Genomic DNA, 25,447 nt, shown 5'->3' on the forward strand with positions numbered 1-25,447 from the left:
CACGCACGAGGTTATGGGATGAGCATGTGGACGAGCCGCGGCGCCCGGGGCAGCCCCGGTGACCGGCGCCTCGGCGGGTGACGGCGCTCTGACCCTGCAACGCGCCGGGGCTCCGCGGAGTTTCCAACGAACCGCCCGCACAGCCGCGTTGGGCACCGTGCCGAGGTCCGCCCGGACCTTCGGGCCGTCACCGAGGGCGCTCAGGACCCGCTCGGGTGTCCCCCGCGTCCACGGCGAGGATGCCACGCCCCGCCGTGAACAGGCGTGCGCAGCGTTCCGTCATGGCCTCCGGTGTCTGGTCCGGGTGCGTCACCCACCAGCGCACCAGGGCGGTGCACAGGCCGCGCCAGGCGTAGGTGAGGGCGTCGGCGTCCAGAGGGTCGGTGGAACCGGCGGTGCGCAGCAGGTCGGCGGTGCCGACGGCGGCCAGGTCGTCGATGGCGTCCCGGTAGTGCGCGGCACGCAGGGCGGCGTCGCTGCCGGGCGGCAGGGTGGCGTCGTAGAGGACGAACCAGGCCTCGCGCTGCCCGTCCAGCGCGGTGAACAGGGCGCTCAGCACGCGCAGGGGCGTGGGCGGTGCGCCCGGTGCGGGCTCGGCCATGGCGGTGCGCACGGCGTCCAGCAGGCGGCGGCCGACCGGGTCGAGGCAGGCCAGGTAGAGGTCCTGCTTGCCGCCGAAGTACTGGTGGAGCAGGGGCTTGGTGACACCCACCCGGGCGGCGACGGCGGCCATGGTGGTGGCTTCGTAGCCGCGGCGGCCGAACTCCTCGGTGGCGGCCGCCAGCATCTGTCGTTCGCGTGCGGCCCTGGGCACTCCCTTGGTGCCGGCCCGCGCTGGAGGCGTTGGCATGGCACTGATATTACCCTAGGGTAATTTTCCGTCGGGTAACTTCCTGCGTCCCGTCGGGAGCACACGTATGTCCTCGTCCTCCGCACCGTCCGGTACCGGTTCGGCCCGCATCCGCTCGTGGTGGGGCTGGGGCTACGCCGACGCCCAGCCCAGTGACTCCGAGTGCACGGCCCTGGGCTCCCTCCTGCCGGGCACGCGGGCCCGCCCCCTGCCCCTGCCGCGGATCGCCGACCTGCCGATCGGCCGCCCCGGTGTGACACCGCCCGCCGCGCTGACCCGTCTGATCAGCGCCGAGCCCGACGTACGTGCCGCCCACGCCATGGGCAAGGCCTACCGGGACATCGCCCGGGCCCTGCACGGCCGGCCGGGACGGATCCCCGACCTCGTCGCCCGGCCGCGCCGCGACCGGGACGTGGCCGACCTGCTGGACTGGGCCGGCGACCGGGACGTGGCCGTCGTCCCGTTCGGCGGCGGCACCTCGGTGGTCGGCGGTGTGGAGTACCGGGGGGACGCCCACCGCGCGGTGCTGTCGCTGGACCTGACCGCGATGGACCGGGTCCTCGAGGTCGACGCGGTCAGCCGCTCGGCCCGGATCCAGGCGGGCGCGCTCGGGCCCGCGCTGGAACGGCAGTTGCGGCCCCACGGCCTCACGCTGCGCCACTTCCCGCAGAGCTTCGAGTTCTCCACGCTGGGCGGCTGGCTGGCCACCCGCGCCGGGGGCCACTACGCCACGCAGCGCACCCACATCGACGACTTCGTGCAGGGCATGACCGTGGTGACGCCCGCCGGCTCCGGCACGTCCTGGCGCCTGCCCGCGTCCGGCGCCGGACCCTCGCCCGACCGGTTCTTCCTCGGCTCCGAGGGAGCGTTCGGCGTCATCACCGAGGCGTGGATGCGCCTGCAGGAACGTCCCCAGTTCAAGGCTTCGGCGTCCGTCGCCTTCACCGGCTTCCACCAGGCACTGGACGCGGTGCGCACCCTCGCCCAGTCGGACCTCGCCCCGGCCAACTGCCGCCTGCTCGACCCCGGGGAGGCACTGAGGTCCGGGGCCGCGCAGGACGGTTCCTCCGTCCTCGTGCTGGGCTTCGAGTCCGCCACCGCGCCCGTCGACGACGGCCTCGCCGCGGCTCTGGACCTGGCCCGCGCGCACGGTGGCCGGGCCGGTACCGGCGACGAACCGGCGGCCGGGCCGGACGCCCCGGCCGACACGGCGGTCAGCGCCTGGCGCGCGGCGTTCCTGCGGATGCCCTACCTGCGCGACGGCCTGGCCCGGATGGGCGCCGTCGTGGAGACCTTCGAGACGGCCACCACCTGGGACCGCCTCCCCGCCCTCGTCGATGCCGTACGGACCGAGGTCGGCGCCGCCGCGCGGAAGGCCACCGGGCACCCGGCCACGGTCAACTGCCGTCTGACGCACGTCTACCCGGACGGCGCGGCCCCCTACTTCACCGTCGCCGTCGCCGCGCGGCCCGGTGCCGAGGTCGCCGTGTGGGACGAGGTGAAGGCCGCCGCGTGCGAGGTGCTCCACCGGCACCGCGCGACCATCACCCACCACCACGCGGTCGGCCGCGACCACCGGGCCGGCTACGACCTCCAGCGTCCCGGGCCCTTCGCCGTCGCGCTGCACGCCGCCAAGGACGCCCTGGACCCCCGGCGCGTCCTCAACCCGGGCGTCCTGGTCGGCTGAGGCGGCGGCTGCGGCTGCGGCGCTCGTCGTGGCCCGAAGGGTCGGCGGCACCGCTGTACGGACGCGTGCCGCCGCGTGAGCGCCCGAGGCGGGTGACACTGGTGGGACAGGAGGTGTCCCGGACCGGCTCCCGAAGCGATGTGCGTGGAGGTCGCCCATGCCGAAACGGCCGTCGCTCTCCGCATCCGTCCGGGCGGGCCGGCGCGCCCTGCGCGTGACGGTCGCCGCCGCCGTCGGCTTCTACCCCGCCCTGCACCTGTGGGACCAGCCCGTCACCGCGATCTACGCGTTGTTCGCCCCGATCGCGTTCGGTGTGCTGTCTCCGAATCCCGGGTCCGGCCGCAGACGCGCCGGCACCGTCCTGCGGGTCCTGCCGGCCGCCGCCGCTCTGGTGGCCCTCGGGACCGTCCTCGCCGTGTCGACCTGGTCGGCCGTGGCGGGCATGTTCGTCGTGGGGTTCGTGCTCACGTTCGGCACGACGTTCGGTCCCCGGCCGGCCGGGACCGCGCCCGGCCTGGAGTTGTTCTACATCCTGGCGTGCTTCCCCCCGTACGCCCCGGACACCCTGCCGCAGCGCCTGGCCGGTCTGGCCGTCGGCATGGTGCTGCTGTCGCTGGGCGAGCTGCTCCTGCTGCCGGATCCCCCGGAGCCCTCGTACCGGGAGCGGGTCGCCGGCACCCTGGCGTTCGCCGCCCACGCGGCCGGGCGTCTCGTCGGCGGCGCCACCGAGCCCGTGGGGGCAGCGCGGTTGCGGCAGGCCGGCCGTGATCTGCGCCTGTCCCGGCAGCCGCCCGGCACCCGCCCCACCGGGCCGGGCCGCAAAGACCGCGCCCTGGCCCACGCGGGCGCCGCGACGCGCCGGCTGCTGGACCAGCTCGCCACGCTCACCGGCCTGCCCGCCACCGGAGCCGACCCGGCGTCGGACGCCCTCCTGCGCGGTGTCGCGGACGGCTGCCGGGAGACGGCGGGAGCCCTGCGGGGGCTCCGGCCCGCCTCCGGTCCCGAGCGGATCGAGGAGATGACCGCCCACTTCCTGGCCGTGCGCGGCGCTCCGCCCGATGTGCGGACCCCGTCCGCGCACGCCTTGTTGCGGCGGCAGTCGACGGTGCTGACGATCGCGGTGTCGGCCGTGACCGCGCGCGCGGCGGTGGCCCTGGCGGCCGACGGCCGCACCCCGGTGTACGGGCTGCCCCGCGAGCAGTTCTGGTACGCCCGCACGGGCTCCGTCCGTCTGTGGCTGATCCGGGCCACGGGCCATCTCACCCGGCGCTCCGTCGTGTTCCAGAACGCCTGGCGCGTCGCCCTGGGGCTCGCGCTGGCCCGGCTGGTGGCGGGGTCGCTCGATCTGCCGCACGGCTTCTGGGTCCTGCTGTCGGTGCTGACCCTCGGGCGCACCACGGCCGTGGCGACCTGGTCGGTGGTGCGGGCGGCGGCGGTGGGCACGCTGGTGGGCGCGTGCGCCGCCGGGCTGCTTGTCGTCGGGGCGGGCGGATCGGCCGAGGTGTACGCGTACCTGCTGGTGCCGATGATGCTGGTGGCCTTCACGGTCGGGCCGATGGAGGGCCCGGCCTGGGCACAGGGACTGTTCACCCTGGTCGTCGCCACGGCGTTCGCGCAACTCGCACCCGTGACGTGGCGGCTCGCGGAAGCGCGGCTGCTGGACGTGCTCACGGGCAGTGCGATCGGTCTGCTGTGCGGTCTCCTTGCCTGGCCGGCGGGGGCACGCGCCGAGGTGCGGCACAGTGCCGGCGTCCTGCTGCGGGCCACGGCACCGCTGGTCGGCGCGACCGCCGAAGCGGCTACGACGGGGCCCGACGCCGGGGCGGCGCGGGAGCTCGCGCACCAGGCCCTGCGACTGACGCGGCACCGGCTCCGCATCGCGGAGGGGGCCTACGCCCAGTACCGCACCGAGCCGTCCCCGCGCGTCGAGGCCGACGGACCCGACTGGCTCGCCGCCCTCAACTACGGCGCTCGCGTCCTGGTCGGCGCCTACTGGCTGCCCCGGACGGGTGAGGGGGGCGGTCTGCCGCCCGCGGCCCGGGACTGGGTCACGCGTGCGTGCGGGGAGGTGGAGGCGGCCGCCCGGCGGGTGGCGGACTTCCCCCCGCGTCCCGAGGAGGTCCGGCCGACCCCGCTGCCGTCCGAGGTGGCCGCCGCGGTGCCGCCACGGCTGCTGCCGCCACTCGTCGACGTGGAGGTCTGGCTGAGCGCCCTCGCCGCCGACCTCCGAGCGGCCACCGGCCACCACCGGAGCGAACCGGGCGTGCCGGGTGGGCGGGCTGCCGCCGGTCCGGCCGGACGCCGACGGTCACGCCGCTGACCGGGCCTGCGGGCCCGCGGACTCAGGAGCCGGCCGGGCCTTCCCCCGGCCGGGGGGAGACGCCGTCCAGCACATTGGCGACCAGGGCCAGCACGAAGTCCTCGGTCACGGGCTCGTCCGGGATCAGCAGACGGTGGTAGACGGCGCCCCACAGCTGGTCGACGAGGACCTGGACGTCGACGTCCGCACGGATCTGCCCCTGCTCCCTGGCACGCAGCAGCCGCTCCCCCGCCAGCCGCCGGCGCCCGGAGGAGTACAAGGAGCGGAAGGCGGTGGCCAGATCCTCGTCGGTCTGGGACTGGCCGATCAGCTCGGTCACCACCCGGCCGGCCGGGCTCCCGGTCATGATGCGGGCGAACGCCCGCAGTTGGCGGGTCAGATCGGCGCGGATGTCGCCGGTGTCGTCGAAGGCGAGCGTCTCCTCCACGGCGTGGAAGTAGCCGTCCAGGGCGAGTGCGCCCTTGGAGGGCCACCACTTGTACAGCGTCGTCTTGCTGACGCCGGACCGGCGGGCCACCCGTTCGAAGGTCAGATCGGAGATCCCCTCGTCCATGAGGATCTCCCCGACCACGCGGAAGACGTCCGCGCGCACCTCGTCGGCCGGGCGGCGTCCCCGCCCGCGGGCCGGACGCCCCACGGCGTCCTCGGCCTGCTTCGTCACGTCTTCTCCCCCTTACTCGTCCGGGACCGGGTCAGGCCAGTCCGCCGTTGGTGTAGAGGGTCTGGCCGTTGACCCAGCGGGCGGGGCCCGCGAGGAAGGCGACCGTCTCGGCGACGTCGCGGGGTTCGCCCAGCCGCTCCAGCGGGGTGGCCTCGGCGAAACGGGCGACGGCCGTCTCGTCCTTGCCCTCGAGGAAGAGCGGGGTGGCGACCGGGCCGGGGGCGACGGTGTTGACGGTGATGTCCCTGCCGCGCAGTTCCCTGGCGAGGATCAGCGAGATGCTCTGCACGGCGGCCTTGCTGGCCACGTACGCCCCGTAGGTGGGCAGCTGGGTGCGGGTGACGGACGTGGAGACGTTGATGATCGCGCCTCCGCGGCGGACGCGGCGCGCTGCCTGCTGGGCGACGACGAAGGTGCCGCGGATGTTCGTGCGGTGCATCCGGTCCAGATCGTCCAGGTCCAGCTCGGCGATGGGCGCGAGCACCATGATCCCGGCGGTGTTGACGACCACGTCGATCCCCCCGAAGGCGGTCTCGACGGCGTCGAAGGCGGCTTCCATCGCGCGCTCGTCGGCGACGTCACCGCCGACGGCCACGGCCTGGCCGCCGGACGCGGTGACCTCCTCGACGAGCGCGTCGGCCCTGCCCTTGTTGCCCGCGTAGTGCACCGCGACGGTGAAGCCGTCCGAGGCGAGCCGCTCGACGACGGCCCTGCCGATGCCGCCGGAACCGCCGGTGACGAGGGCGACGCGGGGGTTGGTCTCGGGGGTGGCGGTCATGGCCTGCCTCCAGCACTTGGAAGTGAACGCTGAGTCCATATAAGCACGAAATGAACGCGCCGTCCACTTCTCCGTCCGTGGAGGTCGACGGGGTGACGGAGAGATGCCCGGAGAGGGTTGCTCGGCGCTGGGTGCTCCCGGCGAGGGGCCGTTCAGGAGGGGGCGCTCAGGTGGGGGCGCTCAGGAGGCGGCGCTCAGTGAGCGGGCGAAGGCGGCCAAGGCGTGGAAGTCGTCCTCCCGCAGACCGAGCCGGGGATTGACGTGGTGCAGGAGTGCGGGCCCTGGATGGTGTGCCGTCACGTATGCCTGGTCCAGCCCGCTCTGCTCGTCGTCCACCCAGGCGAAGGGCCGGCCACCGGCGTGGTCCACCAGCGGAGCGGTCTTCCAGTGGACTCCGTCGGGGCGTTCCTGCAGCAGGACGTCGCCGAAGTCGACGAAGGGAAGGTCCGGAAGGCCGAGGACCGGTTCGATCCATTGGTTGGCCTCATCCATCCATGTGGTGCCCCACCACAGCTCGAAGCCGAGCCGGAGCAGCCGGCGGCCGTGCTGCGGGTTCAGCCAGACCCTCCGGGGCCGCCGGCGCCGCGAGAGGCTCCGGCCCTCTTCATGAGATCCGTCGTCGCCGCGGGGCACTCGGAGGGTCGTGTAGCCGTCGGGCCGCCTCTCCGGTTTTGCCGCATACGGGTTGAGCGGCCCGTCCACGTCGAGGAACAGCAGTGGACGGCTCACTGGCCGATCCAGGCTTCGTCGTGGCGATGCCGGTCCAGCCCCACCGCCGAGAACTCGTCCTCGCCGGCACCGGCCACCACGCCCAGCCGCCGCAGCGCCTGGGAGATCGGACTGCCGGCCGGCGGGGAAGGCTCACCCTCGTCGACGTGGAGCGGCCCGAACACCAGGGCTCCGCCGTCCCACACGGCGGCGCGCTGCTCGCCCAGGCCACCGAAGTACTCCGCCTCCACGTACGCCACCGGCCCCGCGGCCGACCAGCGGGCGAGCTGACGGTCGAACCCCTCCGGCAGCCGCCAGAACCCCCGCACCCGCTCCCCGTCACCTGCTTCGAGCCCGTCGAGCAGCGCGTCCGTCATCGGCATGAGCGCAAGCCCCTGCCCGATCGGCACCGACCGGGCGACGGCGATGCCGCGGCCGGCCACGCGCAGCATGTCCTCGCCCCCGATGACGGCATGCAGGTCGTAACCCATCAGCTCTCCCCCTCCGTTGCGACGCCCCATGGTGGACCACGCGGCGTCGGAGGGACCAGCGGGTTTACCGGCCGGCCGGGTCGGCGTGCGCGACGGGCTCGCGCTCGCCTCAGCTTCCGTGCACGCCCACCTCGTACAGGGAGTAGCCCCAGTCGGTGGCGCGTTGCAGGCCGTGGATGCGGACGTAACGAGCGGGTGTGGCCGTGAAGCGGGCCGTGTCCAGGCCGCCGTCGCCCGCCGTCGTTGACCACGCGGTGCGCCAGGTCGTGCCGTCGGTGGAGAGTTCGATGCGGTACGACGTGCCGTAGGCCCGCTCCCAGTCGAGGGTGACCTGCCGGACGGACCGGGTGGAGCCCAGGTCGAGCCGGTACCACTGGTCGTCGCTCCAGTCGCTCGCCCAGCGCGTGCCGCCGTCCCCGTCCACGGCCCGCTGCGGTTTGTAACTGGTGAACAGGCTCCACTCCGAGGAACTGGCCGATGCGGTCGCGCCCGTGGCCAGATTGGTCATCGGCCGGTGCTGCTCCGAGGCGGCCCAGGTGTCGAGGTAGGACTCGGCACCCCGGAAGAGGTCGTCGACGACGTCCTGTCCGCCGACCCGGCGGATGTCCTCGATCCAGTCGGGCACCAGGCCGTAGTGGGCCGCCCCGTCGGTGTTCAGGTCCCAGGTCCGCTGACCGGTGGTCTGCCGGTCGATCACCGAGCCGCCGTCGACGCTCCTGAACGGGTAGGTCACCTTGTCGGGCGCATCCGCGCCGCGCGGGGCCGGCCAGCCGCCGACGCCGTTCATGTCGGTGCCGTAGCCGTAGCCCACGCGGTACTTGTCGCGCAGCGCCTCCGTGCGTTCGGCCTCGGCGACGAAGCCCTCGGAGCCGTGCATGTACTGGGCGATGAACCCGCCCAGTCCGTAGACCCGTTCGGTCCAGTCCATGTCCATCCAGCTGTGCGAGGAGAGCACGCCGGGGTAGGAAGCGGCCTCGAAGATGTCCAGGACCCGGCCGGTGGCCTTGACGCTCATGTGGTCGACCTCGAGCATCATCCCGCGTTGCATCATGCCGCGCACGGCGTACTCGCCGAGGTCGGTGAGCCCGCGGACGTTGCACTGGGCGTCGGCGGCGTAGGACGGGACGGCCACGCCCGCCGGGAGCTTCTTCTCGGCTCCGGCCGCCGGCGCGTTGCCGATCGGGTTGTCGTGCTGCGGGCCGGTGCACTTCTCGGTCTTCCAGAAGGTGCCGGTCGACAGGAACTGACCGACGTTGATGGCCGTGCCGAGCGTGCCGGAGTCGAAGCGGACCCCGCACAGGGCGTTGTCGAACTTGTGGCACAGGAACATGCTGCGCACGCCCAGGGCGTGCAGCTCGTCGAGGCCCTTGTCGATGTCGGCCCTGCTGCACTGGGCGATGTCCAGGACCTGCTTGCACCCGAACGGCTCGGAGGTCTCCACACCGAGAACGACCGCGAGTTTGCCCTGCTCGATGACGTCACGGGCCTGGGCGCTGTCGGTGACGATGCGGAAGAAGCCCTTGCCGGGCCCGCCGTAGATCTTGTCGATGTAGGACTGCATGTCGTACGACAGCTTGGCCTGCAGGCGGATGGAGGTCATCTCGTCGCAGCCGCGGTCCTTGAAGAAGTAGACGGAGCAGATGACGCCGTTGGTGACCAGGTCGTTGACCAGCACCCGCTGCCCGCCGCGCCATGCGCGCTCGACCCACGCGTAGTAATTCTGCTGGTGGGTCAGGGAGTCGTGGGCGGGCCAGTCCTTGAAGGTGGGCCAGCCGACCGGGTCGTGCTTGCCGTCACCGCCCTTGGTGATGAAGTCGAAGACGGCGAGGGAACCGTCGGGGTAGTGCTCGGGGCAGTCCTTGAGCGCCTCGGCGATGCCCTGTTCGGAGAACGGCTTGCCGCAGATCAGGCGTCCCCCGAAGGCCTCGTTGGCGAAGATGTGGTCGTGCGCGTCGACGAAGCCGCGCACCTCGCCGTTGGCGGCCGTGCCGGTGAAGGGTTCCCCGGTGACGTTGACGCCCGAGTCCGGTGCGGGACGTGCGGTCGGGTTCCACCAGTCGCCGCCCGCCGCCGAGCTCGGCGTGGGCCCCAGCACGACGGCCAGCACGAGCAGCAGCAGTGACGTCACGGTGATGTGCCTACGCCGGCGGTACGAGCGCTTCGTACGGGTCACAGCCCACGTCCCTCGGTCAACGGGAAGGCGCGGCCGACACATCGGGCCGCTCCCCGGACCGCGGGAGCCCGGGCCGCCCATTTGTCATGACCACACTCAGGATGGGTCGAGGATGACCACTGCCGGGCAGCGCGTCAAGGCACCTCGTAGGACTACTTACTGACGGGTCATCACAGGGAGAGCGGAGGCGGGAACCTGGCAGGCACCGGCTCAGGCCCTCAGGCTCCGCCCGTCGGCCGCCACCGCCTCCCGCCTCCGCCTCCGGCTCCGCCGAGCCGGCGTCCCGGTGGCCGGTGTGCTGGGGCCACCACGGCCACCGGGACGGGGACCGGCCGTGCCGGACCGGACCGGTCCGGTCCGGTCCGGTCCGGTCCGGTCCGGTCACGTCAGTCCACGATCACCCCCGTGCGGACCGCTGCGCCCCGTCCGGCGAATCCGCCGCCGAAGTTGCCTTCGACCTCCGTCTTCTCGGCGGTGTTCGGGTACGGGTTCGTGCACGCGGTGCCCGCGCTGGAACCGGACATCAGGCTGGAACACGGTCCGGGCTTGCGGTCCGGGAGGCCCAGGATGTGCCCGAGTTCGTGCGAGGAGATGCGGACGGTGTTGTAGCCCTGGTCGACGGCCTGGCGTCCGATGTAGACGGTGCCGCTGCCCAGGCCGGAGGGCAGGGCGCGGGGCCAGCCGTTGTCGGCCAGGACCCGGATGTTCGCGCGCTGCCCCGAGGCCACGGGGCGCAGTTCGACGGAGTCGACGCTCTCGTTCCAGATCGCCGCGCCCCGGTCGACGGCGCTCTTGAACTCCGCGGAACCGCTGGCATCGTAGGTGAGGACCCGGGCGGCCAGAGGGGCGTCTTTCGCTGCGGGGACGGCGGCGACAGCGTGTCCGCCCGTCAGGGACAGAGCCACCAGACAGGCGGCGGCGACACCGCCGGTCAGCGTACGGACGTGCATGATCGACCTCCTTGTGGGGGAAGGGCAGTCGTGCTCATGACATTCTCGGGCTGTCCCTGCCCGGTCGTACGGCTCGTCAATCCGTCAATCAGCGGGACCCGGGGGGCCGTTGGTGCACGAGGAGCGGGCGCCGCCCCTGATGGGCGGTCGACCGCTCGGTCGCCCCGGACAGAAGACCGGCACACGAATCGGCGGCCGGTCCGCTCCTCGATGCCGTCCTTGCGGTACTGGCGAGCGGACCGACCGCCGATTCCGGTGCCACGAGCTCCCGGCAGTCAGGCGTTGGCGTGCCGGCCCAACGCCGCCCGTCGCGGGGCGGCGTGGTGAACGGCCTCGCCGGAACCCTCGGCCTGCCGCCGCCGCAGCCACACGGACGACATGACCAGCAGGGCGGCGAAGACCACCAGGAACACCAGCGACACCCACATCTGGCGGCCTCCCGGCTCGTCCCATGCCGACGAGGCGGCCGACACGGCCCACAGGGCCGCGCCCGCGGCGTAGAACATGCGGATCTTGCGCAGCTGCCGCAGGGCTCGTACGGACTCAGCGTGATCAGTTTCCGGTGCCATGCCGACGCTGGTACCCCGAATCCCGCACTCCAACGTCCCCGAGCCAACTCGTGACACACAGGCCCGCCGGTACACCCCGCGAGTCCGGGACACCAGCGGCCCGGCACCCGGACGAGGGCGGCGGGCACACCGGTCGGGCCGGCCGGAGCCGGGCGTCAGGCATGGGACAGCGCGAAGGAGACGAGGAAACCGCTGACCGTGACCAGCCCGATCGCCAGGTGAGCCTCCTCGAACGCTTCGGGGATCATCGTGTCGGCGACCATCGCCAGGATCGCCCCGGCGGCCACCGCGGTGACTCCCGCGATCACCGTGGCCGAGAAGCCTCCCAGAACCACGTAGCCGAGGATCGCGGAGACGGTGCTCGCGGCCGCGATCGCGCCCCACACGGCGAAGACGTACCCCTTGCCGCGCCCGGCCTTCTTCATCCCCGCCGAACTGGACAGGCCCTCGGGGACGTTGCTGATGAACACGGCCGCGACGGTCACGAGACTGACCGCGCCACCGTCCAGCAGGCTGACACCGATCACGGCCGACTCGGGCACGCCGTCCAGCAGCGCGCCCAGGGCGAGGGCGAGACCGGAACCACTCTGCTGCTGCTCGGACGGCTGTGCCTGCACGGTGTGGTGGCCCGATCGCTTGCGGTGGCGGGCCCCGCGGCGCGCGAGCCACAGATTGCCCGCCGTGTACGCCGCGGCCCCGCCCAGCGTCCCCACCGCCGCGGGGGCCAGGCCGCCCTGCTCGTACGCCTCACCGACCAGCTCGAACGAGACGGCCGAGAGCAGCACGCCCGCGCCGAACGCCATGACCAGCGCGATGACCTGCTGCGGCACGCGCAGGCCGTAACCGACCACCGCTCCCACCAGCAGCGCGCTGCCCGCGAGCAACCCCCAGCCGCCTGCCTGTATCGCTTCGGACATGAGGGGCCGTGTACCCCGAGAGGCACGATCGGCACGTGGGGGCGGGCGGGAGCCAGGTCGGGGCAGATCCCCCACCGGCGGCCCGATGCTAGATTGCTGCATTCGTCCAGGACAGGCGCACGACGGAGCAAGGGGTCGATCCATGGCTGACTCGGAGGGGCGTCCCGGTACCGACGACGCTCCCCTGCCGCGGATTCTGGGCAACACGGCGTCGATCGCCGAGGCCGGCCCGGAGTCGACCGGGGCACTGTGGCGGCTGGCCGAACCGGGACGGCAACTGGACGCCAACCTCGTGCGCATCCCGGCCCACGGGCACATCGACGCCCACGCCGAGCCGGACCTCGACGTCCTGCTGCTCGTCGTGACGGGTGGGGGCACTCTCGGCCGGGCCGAGCGGCCGCAGACGCTGGAACCGGGCACCCTGGTCTGGCTCCCCCATGGCAGCGTGCGCAGCCTGACGGCGGGCGGGAACGGTATGGCGTACGTGACCGTGCACCGACGGCGTCCCGGGATGCGGATCGGCCGACGCTGACTCGTCGACCCTTCGGAACCAGGGGCGAGGTGGGCGCGGAGCGGGGTGGCACGAGCGGCCGCACCAGAAGAGGTCAGTTGTCCGGTGGCGACGAGAGCGCGCTCGACGTCGGCCGGGTGCCGGATCGGGCCCAGGTCCTGCGGCTCATGCGCGCCGCGTGTCCGCTCGTTGACCTCGCGCTTTCACGAGTTGGGGCGGCGACGCTTGATCAAATAAGCAGAGAGCGCCCCTGAACTGCAACGCTTGGACTTTTCCAGGGTCCTGTTGGCTGCAAGGAAAGAGGCGCTCTCCAGGTGAAGGGCTATCGGGTCGTACCCGCATGGTCCTTGTGAAGGAGGGGGTTCCGCCACCGGATCGAGCTGTTCGCGAGTGGCTACTCGGAACCGGTGTCTGGCTCAAACGGTGGGAACAGTGCCGCCGTCGATGACGTACTCCGCGCCCACAATGGATGAGGCTCGGTCCGACACGAGGAAGCCGACCAGGTCCGCGACCTCTTCCGTCGTTGCGAACCTTCCGATGGGAACCCCTCCGAGGGAATCCATCAGGCTCTGCTCCGCCTCTTCGCGGGTCACTCCGTTGCCCTTGGCGAGCTGGTCGATGAAGCCCGCATACGCTCCGGTCTGAATCCCCCCGGGGCTGACGGCGTTCACTCGCACGCCTCGTGGGGCCAGTTCGTTCGCGAGACCCTTGCTGTACGTACGCAGGGCACCCTTCGCTGACGCGTACGGCAGCGTCGCGTCGTGCAACGGCATCTGATGCTGAATCGACGTGACGTGGACGACTACTCCTGATCCCGCCTCCACCATTGCCGGCAGCAGTGCTCGATCCAGTCGGACAGCTCCCAAGAAGTTCAGGTTGAGCTCCGCCAGCCAGTGCTCCTCAGTCGCTGCAGCGAATCCGCCAGGCGGGGTCGACGATCCTCCGACAACGTGCACCAGGATGTCCAGCGCACCTCCCTCAGAAATCTTGGACACTACAACCTCTACACCGCCCACCGTGGAAGTGTCCGCCTCGATGAACCGGTCGGGGCGCTCGTAGCCGCCGGGCATAGTGCGTGCCGTGGTCCACACGTCGGCACCCATCTCTCGCAGTCTCTCCACGACGGCCTTGCCGGAGCCCTTCGAACCGCCCGTGACCAACGCCCGGCGTCCGTTGAGACGATCGCGATCTGAACTAGACATTTTCTCTCCACTGAAGATTGAGGTGGTGCAGGTTCGGTCAGGCCGGGTGGTTGGCGATGACGAGTTCGGCGATGAGGTCGTCCCGCAGCGCGAACCGGTAGTCGAGCTCGGCGACGCCTCCCGGGAAGGTGCCTTCGAGCCGCACGGTTACCACCCAGTGGGTGTCATCGACACGGTGAGCGCCGATCTGCTCGGTCGTGTATGCGAACTCGGACCCGGCGTCCCGCAGGAAGGCGTCGGTCTCCTCCCGGCCGCGGAAGGTCTCGTCCTGGTCGACGATCACCGCATCCTCGGCGAGGAACGACGAGGCGGTGTCGGCGTCGCGGACGATGTGGGCGCCCAAGAACTGGCGCACGGTGGGCGGGAGCAGATCGGACGGGAGATCGGTGTGCTGTGTCATGAGCCCACCGTGTGACCTCGCGGGGCGGGAGGGTCAAGCCGTGGACTCTCCCCCAGGGGGAAGGTTCAGAATGAGGGGATGCTGACCATTGGCGAGTTCTCGCGGCTGACCCACTTGAGCGTGCGGACCCTGCGCCGGTATCACGAGGCGGCCCTGCTGGAACCTGCCGTGGTGGACGAGACCACCGGTTATCGCTACTACGGCGTCGATCAAATCCCGACCGCGCAGGTCATCCACCGGCTCCGCGAGCTCGACGTCCCCCTGAGCGATGTGCAGCAGATCCTGCGGGCCCCCGACCCCGGTGTCCGGGCGGTGCTGGTCGCCGAGCACCTGCAACGCCTCGAGGATGCGCTCGACCGCACTCGGGCCGCAGTCGTGTCGCTGCGCCGCCTGCTGCGGCCCGATCCCGCGCCCATCGACGTCGAGCTGCGTGCGGAGCCCGCACGGACGGTCGCGGCGGTGGAGGCCGTGGTCGGGCATCGCGACATCGAGACCTGGTACGCAGGCGCGATGGCCGAATTGGAGGCGGCCGTCGGCGCCGACGTGACCGGACCGCCGGGCGGCAGCTACGACAACGCCCTTTTCGAGCAGGAGCGCGGTCACGCGGTCGTCTACCTGCCGTCGGCTGCGCCACCTCGCACCGGACGCGTGCACCCCGTGACTCTGCCGGCCGCGGAACTCGCGGTCACCACCCATGTCGGCGAGCACGACGGCATCGAGGTCACGTACGGCGAACTCGGGGCTTGGGTGGTGGAGAACGCGATGTCGGTGGCCGGGCCGGTGCGGGAGGTCTACGTCGTCGGCCCCCGTGACACGAGCGATCCCGCTGCGTGGCGCACCGAGATCGGCTGGCCGGTCTTCCGTGTCACCTGAGGCGGTCGGTGCGGTGCGGAGTCCTGGAACGACAGGGCGCACACGGTGCGCGCCTGGCGGGGCGAGCCGGAACTGCCCAGCAGAGTCATCATGCGCGACGGGTCCTGGGTCGCACAGCCGGTGTTTCTCCGCCGGACGCCCTCCTGCCGGCTCGGCCGCCGGCGCGCCTCGACCATTATGAATTCAATTCGGTCAGGCGTTCAGTTGCTTGTCCGGCACACCTAGCATCAGGCCCGCCGCGCGAGGGTCGCGTCCGGCGATAGAAGGGAAGCGCCTGATGAGCATGCCGCCGAAAAGGCTGTGGGCCAGACGTGTTCGGGCGGTTCTGCCCGCCCGCAGGCGGGGGCCGGCCGTGGCGCTGGGCACGGCCCTGGTCGCCGCGCTCGCCGTTCCCGCGCTGTCCACGCCCGCCGCCGCGTCCGACAATCCGACGGCCACCGCATGTCCCACCGGCTTGGCCGCCGAGGCGACCTGTTACACCGGGCGGAGCGCGGACGGCGCCTTCTACGCGATCGCCGTGCCCGAGAAGTGGAACGGCTCCCTGGTCCTGCACGCCCACGGCGGGCCCGACCTGGGCGAGGGCTCCGACCCCGAGCGCAGCGTCGGCGACCTGGAGCGCTGGTCGGTCATGGTGGAGCAGGGGTACGCCTGGGCCGGTTCCTCGTACCGTCGTGGTGGCTACGGAACGCGCATGGCCGCCGCCGACACGGAGAGTCTGCGCCGGCTGTTCACCGCGAACTTCCGCAAGCCCGAACGGACCTATCTCCACGGGCAGTCGTGGGGCGGAAACGTCGCCGCGAAGGCCGTGGAGATCTACGGCTCGAAGAAACACGGGCCCTACGACGGCGTATTGCTCACCAACGGTGTCCTCGGCGGGGGTTCGCGCGGATACGACTACCGAGTGGACCTGCGTGTGGTCTACCAGTACTACTGCCGAAACCACCCGCGGCCGGACGAAGTGCAGTATCCGTTGTGGCGGGGGTTGCGCGCGGGTTCGACGATGACGTCCTCCGGCCTGCGCGCACGGCTCCAGGAGTGCACGGGGTTCTCCTCTCCGCCCGAGGACCGCACCGCGCTGCAGCAACGCAACCTGGACGACATCCTCGCCGTCACCGGCATCCCCGAGCGGACGCTGGAGTCACATCTGCGGTTCGCCACGTTCACCTTCCGGGACATCGTGCACAACCGGCTGGGCGACCGGAACCCGTTCTCCAACAAGGGAGTCGTCTACTCCGGCTCCCATGACGACGCGGCCCTCAACGCCGGTGTGGAGCGCTTCTCGGCGGACCCGACCGCGGTGCGGGACCTCTCCTACGACAGCGACCTCACCGGGAAGGTCTCGGTCCCCGTCCTCACGCTGCACGCGATCGACGACCCGACGGCGTTCGTCGAGCACGAAGCCGCCTACCGGGCCAGTCTGCGGGGCGCCGGGCGAGACCGGCATCTCGTGCAGACCTTCACCGACGAGCACGAGCACAGCGGCCTCAGCCCGTCCGAGTACGCCAACTCCCTCGCGGCGCTGGACACCTGGGTCCGCGGCGGCAGGAAGCCCACGCCGGCCTCGATCGCGGCCGCGTGCCCCAGGTACGACGCTCGCTACGGCACCGGCTGCTTCTACGAGCCGTCGTTCACCCCCCGGCCCTACGCGTCCCGCGTCAACCCCCGCCCCGGCGGCCTGACCTGGCCGGCCCTCACGGCCTCGCAGGAGAAGAAGTGGAGCCGGCTGCCCTCGGTGGGCATCGCACCCTGAGGGCGGGCCCGACGGCACTGCCCCGATGCCGGCGCCCCGGCATCAGCCGGGGCGCCGCGCGTCCTCCGCTGCCTCCGCGGCTTCCGCTGCCTCCGCCACGCGCTTGATGCGTGCCAGGCGCCTGTCCCACTCGGCGGCCAGTGAGGCCATCCACCGGGCCGTGGTGTCCAGCGAGTCCGGGCGCACCGCGTAGCGCACCTCGCGTCCCACGCGGCTGCCGGTGACCAGCCCCGCGGCGTCCAGTACCGCGAGGTGCTTGACCACCGCCTGCCGGGAGACGGGGAGTTGCTGCGCGAGCGTCGTGGCGGTGGCCTGCCCCCGCGCGGCCAGGACGTCGAGCAGCCGGCGCCGCGTCGGGTCTGCGAGCGCGCCGATGACGCCGTCGACGACCTCGGCGGCGCCGGGGTGTTCCTCGGTCACGCGGCGGGCTGCTCGGCGCGGCTCTTGAGCGCGCCGAGTTCGACGGGCCAGCCCTGGGTGTGGTCCTTCAGGTTCTGGCTGCGCAGCTCCTCGGAACCGGCGAGCGCCGTGAAACCGCTCTCGACGACACGGAGCCGGGTGCCGGTTCCCTCCTCGGTCAGCGTGAACTCGACCAGGGTGCTGTTGTTCTCACGCAGTTCCTCACCCGGGAACGCACTGGTCCAGCGGTAGGCCAGATAGGCCGGCGGGTCGACCTTCTCCACCCGCACGGGGAAGTCGCCGTGCTCGGAGTTCTTCACCAGGAGCACGTCACCCTCCCTGGCCACCGTGCCGGGCAGGCTCTCCTTGTCCGCGACCCAGAACCCGGGCTGGGCCACCAGTGACCAGACCCGCTCCAGCGGCGCCTCGATCAGGGTTTCGCGTTCGATCCTGTCCTCGTTCATGGAAGTCCCTCCATGTCGTCATCTGCAACTCCAGGGTTGCACCTTGGTGAATGATGCGCAACCCGGTGGTTGCACCTTGGCATCTCGGGACGCGGCCACTGATGTAGGGCGCGGCCCGGGAGCTCACGCCCGGGGCCCGCACGCACGGGGTGAGCGGGGTCATCGGCCCCGGGGGCGTCCCGTTCACCCGTTCCAGGTCGTCCGCATCGTCGCTGGTCAGCTGCCGTTCCACCGTTCCGGCATCCCGAAGTGACCGCAGCCCGTGGCCCGCGGGACGGATGCCGTTCCACGCTGCGGTTGTCCGAGCAACCCGCCGGACCTTCACTTCCGCACCTGGAGTTCCCGACATGCGTTCGCGCCTCGTTTCCTCGCCCGCCCGCCTCGCCCTGGCCGCCGTGGCGGCCACCGCCCTGACCGCCACCGCCACGGCGACCGCTCACGCCGCGGCCGACAGCCGTGGCCAGGTCACGCGGGCCTGCGTCACCGGCGACCTGTCCTTCAAGGTCACGTCCGAGACACAGGCGGGTGGCCACCTCCTCGTGACCGCCAAGGCCAAGCCCGGTGTCACCTGCCACCTGCGAGGCGTCTTCCCGTCCGCCTCCTTCGGGTCCTCCGCCGACAGCGAGGTGGGGCCGGCGGAGCAGGCCGTCGGCGAAGGCGTGACCCTGTCCGGGTCCAAGGCCGCCTACGCGGGCATCAACCCCAAGACGACCCCGGGCGACCACGGCAGGCAGTTCGACCGCCTGCACCTCTCCGTCATGGGCGACGAGCTCCACTCCGTCACGCTCCGACTGCCGGAGACCGTGACCGTCGACCGCCCCGAGGCGACCAACTGGCACGCCGACCCGGCCGACGCCGTGCCCTTCTCCGCCTGACGGATCGCCGCGCCGGGCACCCTCGTGGTGCCCGGCGTCCCGGTGTCCGCCTCGACCGCGAACGTGCCGTGCGGATCCGGGGCCCGCGGCCCGGACCGCCGACATCATCGACCGAGCACACCGCGCCTCCCCTCCTCACCGCGCCCGAAGCACTCCTCGCGCCGTAGGATTCCCGCATGTCAGAGCTCAATCTGCGGCGTCTGCGGTACTTCCTGGCCGTCGCCGACACCCTGAGCTTCGGCCGGGCCGCGGAGAAGCTGCACATCGCCCAGCCGGTCCTCAGCCGGCAGATCGCGGTGCTGGAACGAGAGCTCGGCGTCGTCCTGTTCGAGCGCTCGACGCGCGGCACCACGCTCACCGACGCGGGCCGGCTCATCGCGGAGGACGGGCGCCAACTGCTGCGGTCGGCCGGCGCCCTGGAACGGCGCGCCCGTCAGGCGGCCGAGGGGATCGAGAGGCTGGCCATCGGCTTCATGCCCGGTCTGCTGGTCACGCCGATCGTGCAAGGCCTGCGGCAGTCGTCCCCCGACATCCGGATCGAGCTGGTCCGCACCGGTTGGGACGACCAGGTGGAGACGATCCTCGACGGCCGCGTCGACCTCGGCCTGGTGCGCCTGCCGGTCCCCCGGCGCGGACTGCAGGTGGAGCCGCTGTTCCGGGAGGAGCGGGTCGTCGTCCTGTCGGCCTCACATCCCCTGGCCGCCGCCGAGGAGGTGAGTCCGCACACCCTCGCCGAGTACGACCTGCTCCAGTCCCCGGACGCGGCTCCCGAGTGGCGTGAGGCCCGCCGCGCGCGTGGCCTGCCCGTACCGGCCGGAGGCGACCATCCGCACGCGGTGGAGATCAAGCTCGAACGGGTGGCCGCCTCGTCCGGGGTGGCCTTCCTGCCGGCCTCCACGGCCCGGTTCTACACCCGGCCCGACGTCGTCGTGCGGCCCGTGCCCGGGCTGGCGCCCGGAGCGGTCGGCGTGGCCTGGGCCGCGGGCCGCGAATCGGCGCTGCTGAACCGCGCCGTCACGCTCGCTCATACCCTGCGGGCATCACTGACGACGGAAAGGGTCTTGGACGGGGGGACGACCCCGGCCGGACCCTGAATGCATGACCATCACTTCTTCCTCTCGCATCGTCGTCCTCGGTGGAACCAGCGGCATCGGCTTCGCCGTCGCCCGGCGCGCCGCCGACACCGGGGCGGCGGTCACCATCGCCTCGAGCCGGGCCGCGTCGGTCGAGCGCGCGCTCGGGCAACTGCCGGCCGGAGTCGTGGGACGGGCCGTGGACGCGAGCTCCGCCGACGCGGTCGCGGCCCTGTTCGACGAGATCGGCACGTTCGACCACCTCGCCTACACCGCCGGGGAGAACCTCAGCGGCCTTCCGCTCGCCGACTACACGGTCGACCGTGCGAGCGAGTTCTTCGGCCTCCGCCTGTTCCACGCACTCGACGCCGTCCGGCTCGCCGTGCCGCACCTCGCGGCGGGCGGATCCGTCACCCTCGTCAGCGGCACCGCGGCGTTCAAGGGCGGGCCGGGCTGGACGCTGGGCGCGGCGGTCTCCGGCGCGGTGCTCTCCGCCGCGCGCAGCCTCGCGGTCGAACTGGCGCCCCTCAGGGTGAACGTCGTGGCGCCCGGTGTCGTACGCTCGCCGCTGTGGTCCGGGATGAGCGAGGCGGACCGCGAGGGCATGTACGCCGGTCTCGCCGCGTCCCTGCCCCTCGGCCGCGTGGCGGATCCGGACGACGCGGCCAAGGCGTTCCTCGCGCTCATGGACCAGGACTACGTGACCGGTACGGTCTCGGTCGTCGACGGCGGCACGCTCGCCGCCTGAGCGGGTGGAGTGCGTCATGGGACGACTCCGCCCGGCGCCGGGTACTCGTCGATCATGACGCAGCACGGGAAGTCGCTTCTGCACGTCACGCACGACCGGGCCGGGACGTCCGCGGTCCGCAGCATGGGAACGCCGCGCCTCGGCACCGGAGGCGTTCCCGTGGTGCTGGTGCCCGGGCTGGGGGCGCCCGGGTATCTGCTGCGGACACTGGAGCGTTGTGCCCGGTCCGGTCCGGCACGCCTGCTGGACGTGCCGGGCCACCGGGATCCCGCCGGGCCCGTCTGCGGGGACACGCTGGGGGCGCTCGCGGACACGGTGGCCCGGTGGCTGACGGACGTGCCCGGCCGGCCCGTGGTGCTGGCCGGGCATTCCACCGGCGCCCAGGTGGCGCTGCACGCCGCCGTGCGCAGGCCGCAACGCGTACGGGCCCTGGTGCTGCTGGCGCCGACGTTCCCGCCCCGGCTGCGCCGGATGGGGCCGCTGCTCGGCGCGGCGCTCCGCACGGCCGTGCAGGAGTCCCCGGGCGTCGTACCGGCCGTGCTGCCGTCCTACCTGGCGGCCGGGCCCCGGCGGCTTCTGACCTGTGCGCGCTCCGGCCAGGCGGACGCCCCCGAGGAGGTCCTGCCGTCGGTGACCTGCCCGGTGACCCTCGTCGGGGCCGAGGACGACGTCCTCAGCCCGCCGGGGTGGGTGCGGTACCTGGCCGGGCGGGCGGTGCGGGGCCGGGCCGTGGTGGTGCGGGGGGCGCACGCGTTCCCGCACCGCTTCCCGGGCGTCACGGCCGGGGTGCTGGACGGGGCGCGGCACGAAACGCCGTGACGCCCCGCCCGGGCCGGCCGCCGACGGCAGTGCACCGGACGGTGCGGGGTACGGCGCGGCCGCGTCCGTCCGCCGCCCCGCGCCCCATGTCGCGCGCCTCTGTGCACCGCACGTCCGGCGGCATCTTCACGGCCAGGCCGGGTACTTCCGGGCCATGGCCCTTCCTCCACACGTGCCGCAGCCGTCGCCCCTCGGGGAGACGTGGTGGGACGCCGTCCGTCCGCACGTGATCTCCTGCTCGTCCATGGCCGCCCGTACGCCCGCACGCAAGAGGGCGCGATGACGGCCGAGGCGGTGAAGGCGGCACGGATGGTCGCGGAAGCGGCGGCGCGCGCGTCACTCGAGGACGTTCCCCGACGGGTGTGCGAGGCGGTGCGGGACGGGCTCGGCGTGGACGGCGCCACGCTCTCCCTGCTCACCGACACACCGTCCCGGCAGCTGCTCGCCGCGTCGGACGACGCCGCGCTGCAACTGGAGGAGATCCAGTTCACGCTGCTGGAGGGCCCCTGCATCGCCGCGGCGCACACCGGTGAACCCGTCGCCGTGCACGACCTGCGCCACGAGGTCACCCCGTGGCCCCTGTTCGGGGCGCTGATGCGGGAGAAGCTGCCGCAGATGACGTCGGTGTACGCACTCCCGCTCTTCTTCGGCGACTACGTACTGGGCACGGTCGATCTGCTGGCCCTGCGGGCGCACGCCCTCGACGAGGAGGACCTGGTGCGGGCGTCGGAGGTGGCCGACGCGGTGACCGCCGCGCTCATGCGGACCCGGGAGATGATCATCACCGGTTCGCGGGCACCCGACTGGGAGCCGAGGGCGCTCGTGCGGGCCCACTGGTTCGACACCGCGCGGGCCGTCGCGACCCTGGTGACCCGGCGAGGGCTCAGCCAGGGGGACGCGCTGGCCCTGATGCGGGCGGAGGCGTTCCGCAGCGGCAGGTCGCTGGCGGACATCACCGCGGACGTCCTGCGCGATTCACCGGGTGCGGCCTGAAGGCCGTCGTTCACGACGGGCCGGTGGCGGCGTCCAGCGTCTCGCGGATGTCCAGCAGGCCGTCGACCCCGGTGATCTCGCAGAGCCGCCGGAGGTGGGGCGAGGGAGCGACCACGCGCAGCCTGCCGCTCTGGTGCGTGAGGATGATCAGGTTCAGCAGCGTCGAATCCGCGAACGTCACACCGGAGGCGTCCAGGACCACGACCGGGTGGGTGCCGACCGCGCTCGCCAGCGCGTCCGTCAACGGCTGGATCGAGTTCAGGTCGAAGGCGCCGCGGGCGGCCACCACCCAGGTCCCGTGCCGTGCGTACTGATGCACCGAGGCCGCCTCCACGGCGGGCCCGGTCGTCTCGCGCCGCGACGGCGGCGTCCCGCCGGCATCGCTCGCGAGCGCCGTCTCGCCGGCGGCCTCTTCCCAGGGCACCTTCGGGCTCCTTCTGTGGTTCTCCCCTACGGGAGCACGTCATCGGTTGCCGGAAAACTATGTCATGTATCCGGGTTCAGGCAACCACGGGCGTCTAAGATGCAGGTCATGGTCGCAGTGCCCCGGTCCCACAGCGGATGGACGTTCATCACCAGCCACGCGCGCGTGCTGGCAGCCGTCGCCGACAACCCCAACGCCCGCATCCGCGACATCGCCGCCCGCTGCCACCTCACCGAACGCGCCGTCTCCCGGATCATCTCCGACCTCGAACACGACGGATACCTCTCCCACACCCGCGACGGACGCAGCAACACCTACCGCGTCCAACCCGGCAAAGTCCTGCGCCACCCCGCCGAAGCAGGCCTCCCCGTCGCCTCCCTGCTCTCCCTCCTCGTCCAGGACGAGACCGACCGCCACACCGAATCCGACCACCGCACCGACCCGGTCGGCCCCTAGCGTCCACGTGGAAGAGCTCGCCCCGCGTCCGGTCAGTGACCGCGTGGCCGGGGACGGGCCGTGTGCCGGTCCAGCTCGATCGCCAGCGGCGTGGCGGTGAAGACCGACGAGTACGTGCCGATCACCAGGCCGATGAGCAGGGCGAGGGCGAAGTCCGTGAGAGAGTCCCCGCCGAGCACGGCCAGGGCGGTGAGGATCAGGGCGGCGCCCATGCCGGTGTTGACGGTGCGCGGCAGGGTCTGGACGATCGCCCGGTCGGTCAGAGCGGGCAGCGGGGTGGCAGGGTCGTGTCGCCACAGCTCCCTGACACGGTCGAACACGACGACCGAGTCGTTCACCGAGTAGCCGATCACGGTGAGCAGGGCGGCGAGGAACACCCCGTCGAGCGGCTTGCCGAGCCACGCGAAGACGCCGACCAGGATGACGACGTCGTGGGCCAGGGCGGCGACCGCCGCGGTGCCGAACAGCCAGCGGAAGCGGGCGGTCAGGTAGAGCAGTTGGGCGGCGAGGGCCACGCCCAGGGCGATGAGGGCGTTGCGGCGCAGCTCCTCGCCGAGACTGGGTCCGATCAGTTCGTCGCGGACCTTCTCCGCGGTGCCGCCGAGCGTGCCGACGGTACGGGTCACCGTCTCGGCCTGCGCGTTGCTCAGCTTGCCGGTGCGCACGGACAGGGCGCTGTCGCCGGAGGACTGGACGACGGCGCGCGGGAGTCCGGCGTCCGCGAGTGCGGTGCGCGCGTGCTCCGGGTCGACGGGGCGCGTGGTGGTGTACTCGATCAGCCGTCCGCCTGTGAACTCGACGCCCAGGTCGAGACCGCGGACGGCGATACCGGAGGCGGCGACGGACAGCACGGCGGCGGACAGGGCCAGCCAGCGCCGCGGGCGGCGCATCAGGTGCGGCCGGGAGCGGGCGAGGCGGCTCCTGACCCGTCCGGCGGTGGCCAGACCGGTGACGTGGGGCCGGCGGCGCACCCACGGGCGGGACGCCGCATGGTCGGCGAGGACGCGCGTGACGACGAGGGCGCTGATCATCGAGGCGAGGACGCCGATGCCGAGGGTGACGCCGAAGCCGCGCACGGGTCCGGAGGCGAGGAAGAACAGCAGTCCGGCGGCGATGAGGGTGGTGATGTTGGAGTCGGCGATGGCGCTGAAGGCCTTGCGGAAGCCGGCGGTGAGGGCGGAGCGCGGACTGGCCTGGCGGCGTTTCGTGTGCTCCTCGCGGGCGCGTTCGAAGACGAGCACGTTGGCGTCGACGGCCATGCCGATGGCCAGGACGAAGCCGGCCAGGCCAGGCAGCGTCAGGGTGGCGCCCAGCGCGGCCAGGGCGGCGTAGGAGATGAGCCCGTACGCGGCCAGGGCCAGTACCGCGAGGGCGCCCATGAGCCGGTAGGCGGCGATGATGAACAGTGCGGTCAGGGCGGTGCCGATGGCCGCGGCCCAGGCGCTGGCGGTGATGGCCTCGGCGCCCAGCGTGGGGCCGACGGTGCGCTGTTCGACGGTCTCCACGGGGACGGGCAGGGCGCCGCCGCTGATGAGCAGGGCCAGCTCGCGCGCCTCGTCGTCGGTGAAGGACCCGGTGATCTGCGTGGCGCCGCCGGTGATGCCCGCCTCGCACGCGACCGACGGGTCGACCTGCGGCGAGGAGATGATCTTCTTGTCGAGGACGATGGCGATGCGGCGCTCGGGGTTCCCTGCGGGATGGCAGGCGGCCGCGCCGGTCAGCCGGCCCCACTCGTCGCGGCCGGAGGCGTCGAAGTCGACGGTCACGTGCCACCCGGCGCCGCTCTGCTGGTCGAACCGGGCGTCCGCACCTTCGACGTCCCGTCCGGTCAGTGCGGCGGGACCCAGACGCAGCGGCCGGCCGGACTCGTCGGGCAGCACGCGCTCCCCTGACCGCTCCGGTGCGGATCCCGCCCCGGCGTCCGTGCCGCCGGCGAGGCCGGTCACGGGGTGGACGGTGAGCTGTGCGGTGCGGCCCAGGACGCCGGCCGCCTTCTCCGGGTCCTGCAGACCGGGCAGTTCGACGATGATCCGGCGGTCGCCGGAGCGCTGCAGGGTGGGTTCGGCGACGCCGAGGGCGTCGATGCGGCCGCGCAGTACCTCCAGCGTGCGCTCGGTGGCCTCGGGACCGGCCTCGGCGGTGTCGGTGGAGCGGGTCTCCAGGACGATCTGGGTGCCGCCGCGCAGATCCAGCCCGAGACGGACCGGCACGGTGACGGTGATGTACAGGGACAGGGCGATCACGGTGAGAGCGAGCAGGGCTCTCACCCGGGACGAGCGGGTCAACGCGGCCTCCGGCGGGCACACCGCGGCGGCGGCCGGCGCGGCCGCGGTGAAGGGCGGTGAAGGACAGGGTG

Annotated in this window: 26 protein-coding genes; 11 read left to right on the plus strand and 15 right to left on the minus strand. The window is 72.7% G+C overall.

Features of this window, described 5'->3' with window-relative positions; translation table 11 throughout:
- Positions 1 to 187: 187 nt before the first annotated feature.
- Complete coding sequence (locus ACZ4M5_RS16095; protein ID WP_467737120.1) at positions 188 to 850, minus strand: TetR/AcrR family transcriptional regulator; 663 nt, start codon at positions 848 to 850, stop codon at positions 188 to 190.
- A gap of 67 nt (positions 851 to 917) precedes the next feature.
- On the opposite strand from ACZ4M5_RS16095, the gene ACZ4M5_RS16100 reads away from it, so the two are divergent.
- Together ACZ4M5_RS16100 and ACZ4M5_RS16105 are read left to right on the plus strand one after the other, a co-directional pair.
- Positions 918 to 2,537 (plus strand): FAD-binding oxidoreductase, encoded by a 1,620-nt coding sequence (locus tag ACZ4M5_RS16100; protein WP_467737122.1) that lies wholly within the window; start codon positions 918 to 920, stop codon positions 2,535 to 2,537.
- Between the two features lie 157 nt (positions 2,538 to 2,694).
- Complete coding sequence (locus tag ACZ4M5_RS16105) at positions 2,695 to 4,857, plus strand: FUSC family protein (RefSeq protein WP_467737124.1); 2,163 nt, start codon at positions 2,695 to 2,697, stop codon at positions 4,855 to 4,857.
- Positions 4,858 to 4,879: 22 nt separating this feature from the next.
- Here the strand turns inward: ACZ4M5_RS16105 and ACZ4M5_RS16110 are convergent, their stop codons facing one another.
- The 8 genes from ACZ4M5_RS16110 to ACZ4M5_RS16145 form a co-directional block, all read right to left on the minus strand.
- Complete coding sequence (locus ACZ4M5_RS16110; RefSeq protein WP_467737126.1) at positions 4,880 to 5,518, minus strand: TetR/AcrR family transcriptional regulator; 639 nt, start codon at positions 5,516 to 5,518, stop codon at positions 4,880 to 4,882.
- 31 nt (positions 5,519 to 5,549) lie between these two features.
- Complete coding sequence (locus ACZ4M5_RS16115) at positions 5,550 to 6,296, minus strand: SDR family oxidoreductase (protein WP_467737128.1); 747 nt, start codon at positions 6,294 to 6,296, stop codon at positions 5,550 to 5,552.
- A gap of 180 nt (positions 6,297 to 6,476) precedes the next feature.
- On the minus strand, positions 6,477 to 7,025 hold the full coding sequence (locus ACZ4M5_RS16120; protein WP_467737130.1) for a hypothetical protein: 549 nt from the start codon (positions 7,023 to 7,025) through the stop codon (positions 6,477 to 6,479).
- Complete coding sequence (locus ACZ4M5_RS16125; RefSeq protein ID WP_467737132.1) at positions 7,022 to 7,495, minus strand: hypothetical protein; 474 nt, start codon at positions 7,493 to 7,495, stop codon at positions 7,022 to 7,024. Before ACZ4M5_RS16125 ends, ACZ4M5_RS16120 begins: the two co-directional genes overlap by 4 nt.
- A 109-nt stretch (positions 7,496 to 7,604) precedes the next feature.
- Positions 7,605 to 9,668, minus strand: a complete 2,064-nt coding sequence (locus ACZ4M5_RS16130) for a discoidin domain-containing protein (protein ID WP_467737134.1) — start codon at positions 9,666 to 9,668, stop codon at positions 7,605 to 7,607.
- A 386-nt stretch (positions 9,669 to 10,054) separates the two neighbouring features.
- Positions 10,055 to 10,618: a snapalysin family zinc-dependent metalloprotease gene (locus tag ACZ4M5_RS16135; protein ID WP_467737136.1), complete on the minus strand. Its 564-nt coding sequence runs from the start codon at positions 10,616 to 10,618 to the stop codon at positions 10,055 to 10,057.
- A gap of 275 nt (positions 10,619 to 10,893) precedes the next feature.
- Positions 10,894 to 11,187 (minus strand): hypothetical protein, encoded by a 294-nt coding sequence (locus ACZ4M5_RS16140; RefSeq protein ID WP_467737138.1) that lies wholly within the window; start codon positions 11,185 to 11,187, stop codon positions 10,894 to 10,896.
- A 155-nt stretch (positions 11,188 to 11,342) separates the two neighbouring features.
- Positions 11,343 to 12,104, minus strand: a complete 762-nt coding sequence (locus ACZ4M5_RS16145) for a ZIP family metal transporter (protein WP_467737140.1) — start codon at positions 12,102 to 12,104, stop codon at positions 11,343 to 11,345.
- A gap of 142 nt (positions 12,105 to 12,246) precedes the next feature.
- Here ACZ4M5_RS16145 and ACZ4M5_RS16150 point away from each other — a divergent pair, with 142 nt between their 5' ends.
- On the plus strand, positions 12,247 to 12,636 hold the full coding sequence (locus ACZ4M5_RS16150) for a cupin domain-containing protein (RefSeq protein ID WP_467737142.1): 390 nt from the start codon (positions 12,247 to 12,249) through the stop codon (positions 12,634 to 12,636).
- A 395-nt stretch (positions 12,637 to 13,031) separates the two neighbouring features.
- Here ACZ4M5_RS16150 and ACZ4M5_RS16155 read toward each other — a convergent pair whose 3' ends face one another.
- Together ACZ4M5_RS16155 and ACZ4M5_RS16160 are read right to left on the minus strand one after the other, a co-directional pair.
- Positions 13,032 to 13,817: an SDR family oxidoreductase gene (locus tag ACZ4M5_RS16155; RefSeq protein ID WP_467737144.1), complete on the minus strand. Its 786-nt coding sequence runs from the start codon at positions 13,815 to 13,817 to the stop codon at positions 13,032 to 13,034.
- A 37-nt stretch (positions 13,818 to 13,854) separates the two neighbouring features.
- On the minus strand, positions 13,855 to 14,217 hold the full coding sequence (locus ACZ4M5_RS16160) for a nuclear transport factor 2 family protein (RefSeq protein WP_467737146.1): 363 nt from the start codon (positions 14,215 to 14,217) through the stop codon (positions 13,855 to 13,857).
- 78 nt (positions 14,218 to 14,295) lie between these two features.
- On the opposite strand from ACZ4M5_RS16160, the gene ACZ4M5_RS16165 reads away from it, so the two are divergent.
- Positions 14,296 to 15,090 (plus strand): MerR family transcriptional regulator, encoded by a 795-nt coding sequence (locus tag ACZ4M5_RS16165; protein ID WP_467737148.1) that lies wholly within the window; start codon positions 14,296 to 14,298, stop codon positions 15,088 to 15,090.
- 283 nt (positions 15,091 to 15,373) lie between these two features.
- Positions 15,374 to 16,840, plus strand: a complete 1,467-nt coding sequence (locus ACZ4M5_RS16170; RefSeq protein ID WP_467737379.1) for an alpha/beta hydrolase — start codon at positions 15,374 to 15,376, stop codon at positions 16,838 to 16,840.
- Between the two features lie 42 nt (positions 16,841 to 16,882).
- Here ACZ4M5_RS16170 and ACZ4M5_RS16175 read toward each other — a convergent pair whose 3' ends face one another.
- Together ACZ4M5_RS16175 and ACZ4M5_RS16180 are read right to left on the minus strand one after the other, a co-directional pair.
- The gene (locus ACZ4M5_RS16175) at positions 16,883 to 17,260 is read right to left on the minus strand and encodes an ArsR/SmtB family transcription factor (protein ID WP_467737150.1); all 378 of its coding nucleotides are present in this window, start codon (positions 17,258 to 17,260) and stop codon (positions 16,883 to 16,885) included.
- On the minus strand, positions 17,257 to 17,703 hold the full coding sequence (locus ACZ4M5_RS16180; RefSeq protein ID WP_467737152.1) for an SRPBCC domain-containing protein: 447 nt from the start codon (positions 17,701 to 17,703) through the stop codon (positions 17,257 to 17,259). The genes ACZ4M5_RS16175 and ACZ4M5_RS16180 overlap by 4 nt, the downstream gene beginning before the upstream one ends.
- 347 nt (positions 17,704 to 18,050) lie before the next feature.
- On the opposite strand from ACZ4M5_RS16180, the gene ACZ4M5_RS16185 reads away from it, so the two are divergent.
- The 5 genes from ACZ4M5_RS16185 to ACZ4M5_RS16205 all read left to right on the plus strand — a co-directional run bounded on the left by ACZ4M5_RS16185 (position 18,051) and on the right by ACZ4M5_RS16205 (position 22,211).
- Positions 18,051 to 18,578 carry a DUF4232 domain-containing protein gene (locus ACZ4M5_RS16185; RefSeq protein ID WP_467737154.1) on the plus strand — a complete coding sequence of 176 codons (528 nt, stop codon included), beginning with the start codon at positions 18,051 to 18,053 and terminating at the stop codon, positions 18,576 to 18,578.
- A gap of 176 nt (positions 18,579 to 18,754) precedes the next feature.
- Complete coding sequence (locus tag ACZ4M5_RS16190) at positions 18,755 to 19,672, plus strand: LysR family transcriptional regulator (RefSeq protein WP_467737156.1); 918 nt, start codon at positions 18,755 to 18,757, stop codon at positions 19,670 to 19,672.
- A 4-nt stretch (positions 19,673 to 19,676) separates the two neighbouring features.
- Complete coding sequence (locus ACZ4M5_RS16195; RefSeq protein WP_467737158.1) at positions 19,677 to 20,399, plus strand: SDR family oxidoreductase; 723 nt, start codon at positions 19,677 to 19,679, stop codon at positions 20,397 to 20,399.
- Positions 20,400 to 20,453: 54 nt separating this feature from the next.
- Complete coding sequence (locus tag ACZ4M5_RS16200) at positions 20,454 to 21,218, plus strand: alpha/beta fold hydrolase (RefSeq protein ID WP_467737160.1); 765 nt, start codon at positions 20,454 to 20,456, stop codon at positions 21,216 to 21,218.
- A gap of 204 nt (positions 21,219 to 21,422) precedes the next feature.
- Positions 21,423 to 22,211 (plus strand): GAF and ANTAR domain-containing protein, encoded by a 789-nt coding sequence (locus ACZ4M5_RS16205; protein WP_467737162.1) that lies wholly within the window; start codon positions 21,423 to 21,425, stop codon positions 22,209 to 22,211.
- Positions 22,212 to 22,221: 10 nt separating this feature from the next.
- On the opposite strand, the gene ACZ4M5_RS16210 is transcribed toward ACZ4M5_RS16205, so the two are convergent.
- Positions 22,222 to 22,635, minus strand: coding sequence for an STAS domain-containing protein (locus ACZ4M5_RS16210; protein WP_467737164.1), 414 nt, complete (start codon positions 22,633 to 22,635; stop codon positions 22,222 to 22,224).
- Between the two features lie 108 nt (positions 22,636 to 22,743).
- On the opposite strand from ACZ4M5_RS16210, the gene ACZ4M5_RS16215 reads away from it, so the two are divergent.
- The gene (locus ACZ4M5_RS16215) at positions 22,744 to 23,091 is read left to right on the plus strand and encodes a helix-turn-helix transcriptional regulator (protein ID WP_467737166.1); all 348 of its coding nucleotides are present in this window, start codon (positions 22,744 to 22,746) and stop codon (positions 23,089 to 23,091) included.
- A gap of 32 nt (positions 23,092 to 23,123) precedes the next feature.
- On the opposite strand, the gene secD is transcribed toward ACZ4M5_RS16215, so the two are convergent.
- Positions 23,124 to 25,376 carry a protein translocase subunit SecD gene (gene secD, locus ACZ4M5_RS16220; protein ID WP_467737168.1) on the minus strand — a complete coding sequence of 751 codons (2,253 nt, stop codon included), beginning with the start codon at positions 25,374 to 25,376 and terminating at the stop codon, positions 23,124 to 23,126.
- Between the last annotated feature and the right edge of the window lie 71 nt (positions 25,377 to 25,447).

This window comes from Streptomyces sp. NPDC026246 (assembly GCF_055567995.1).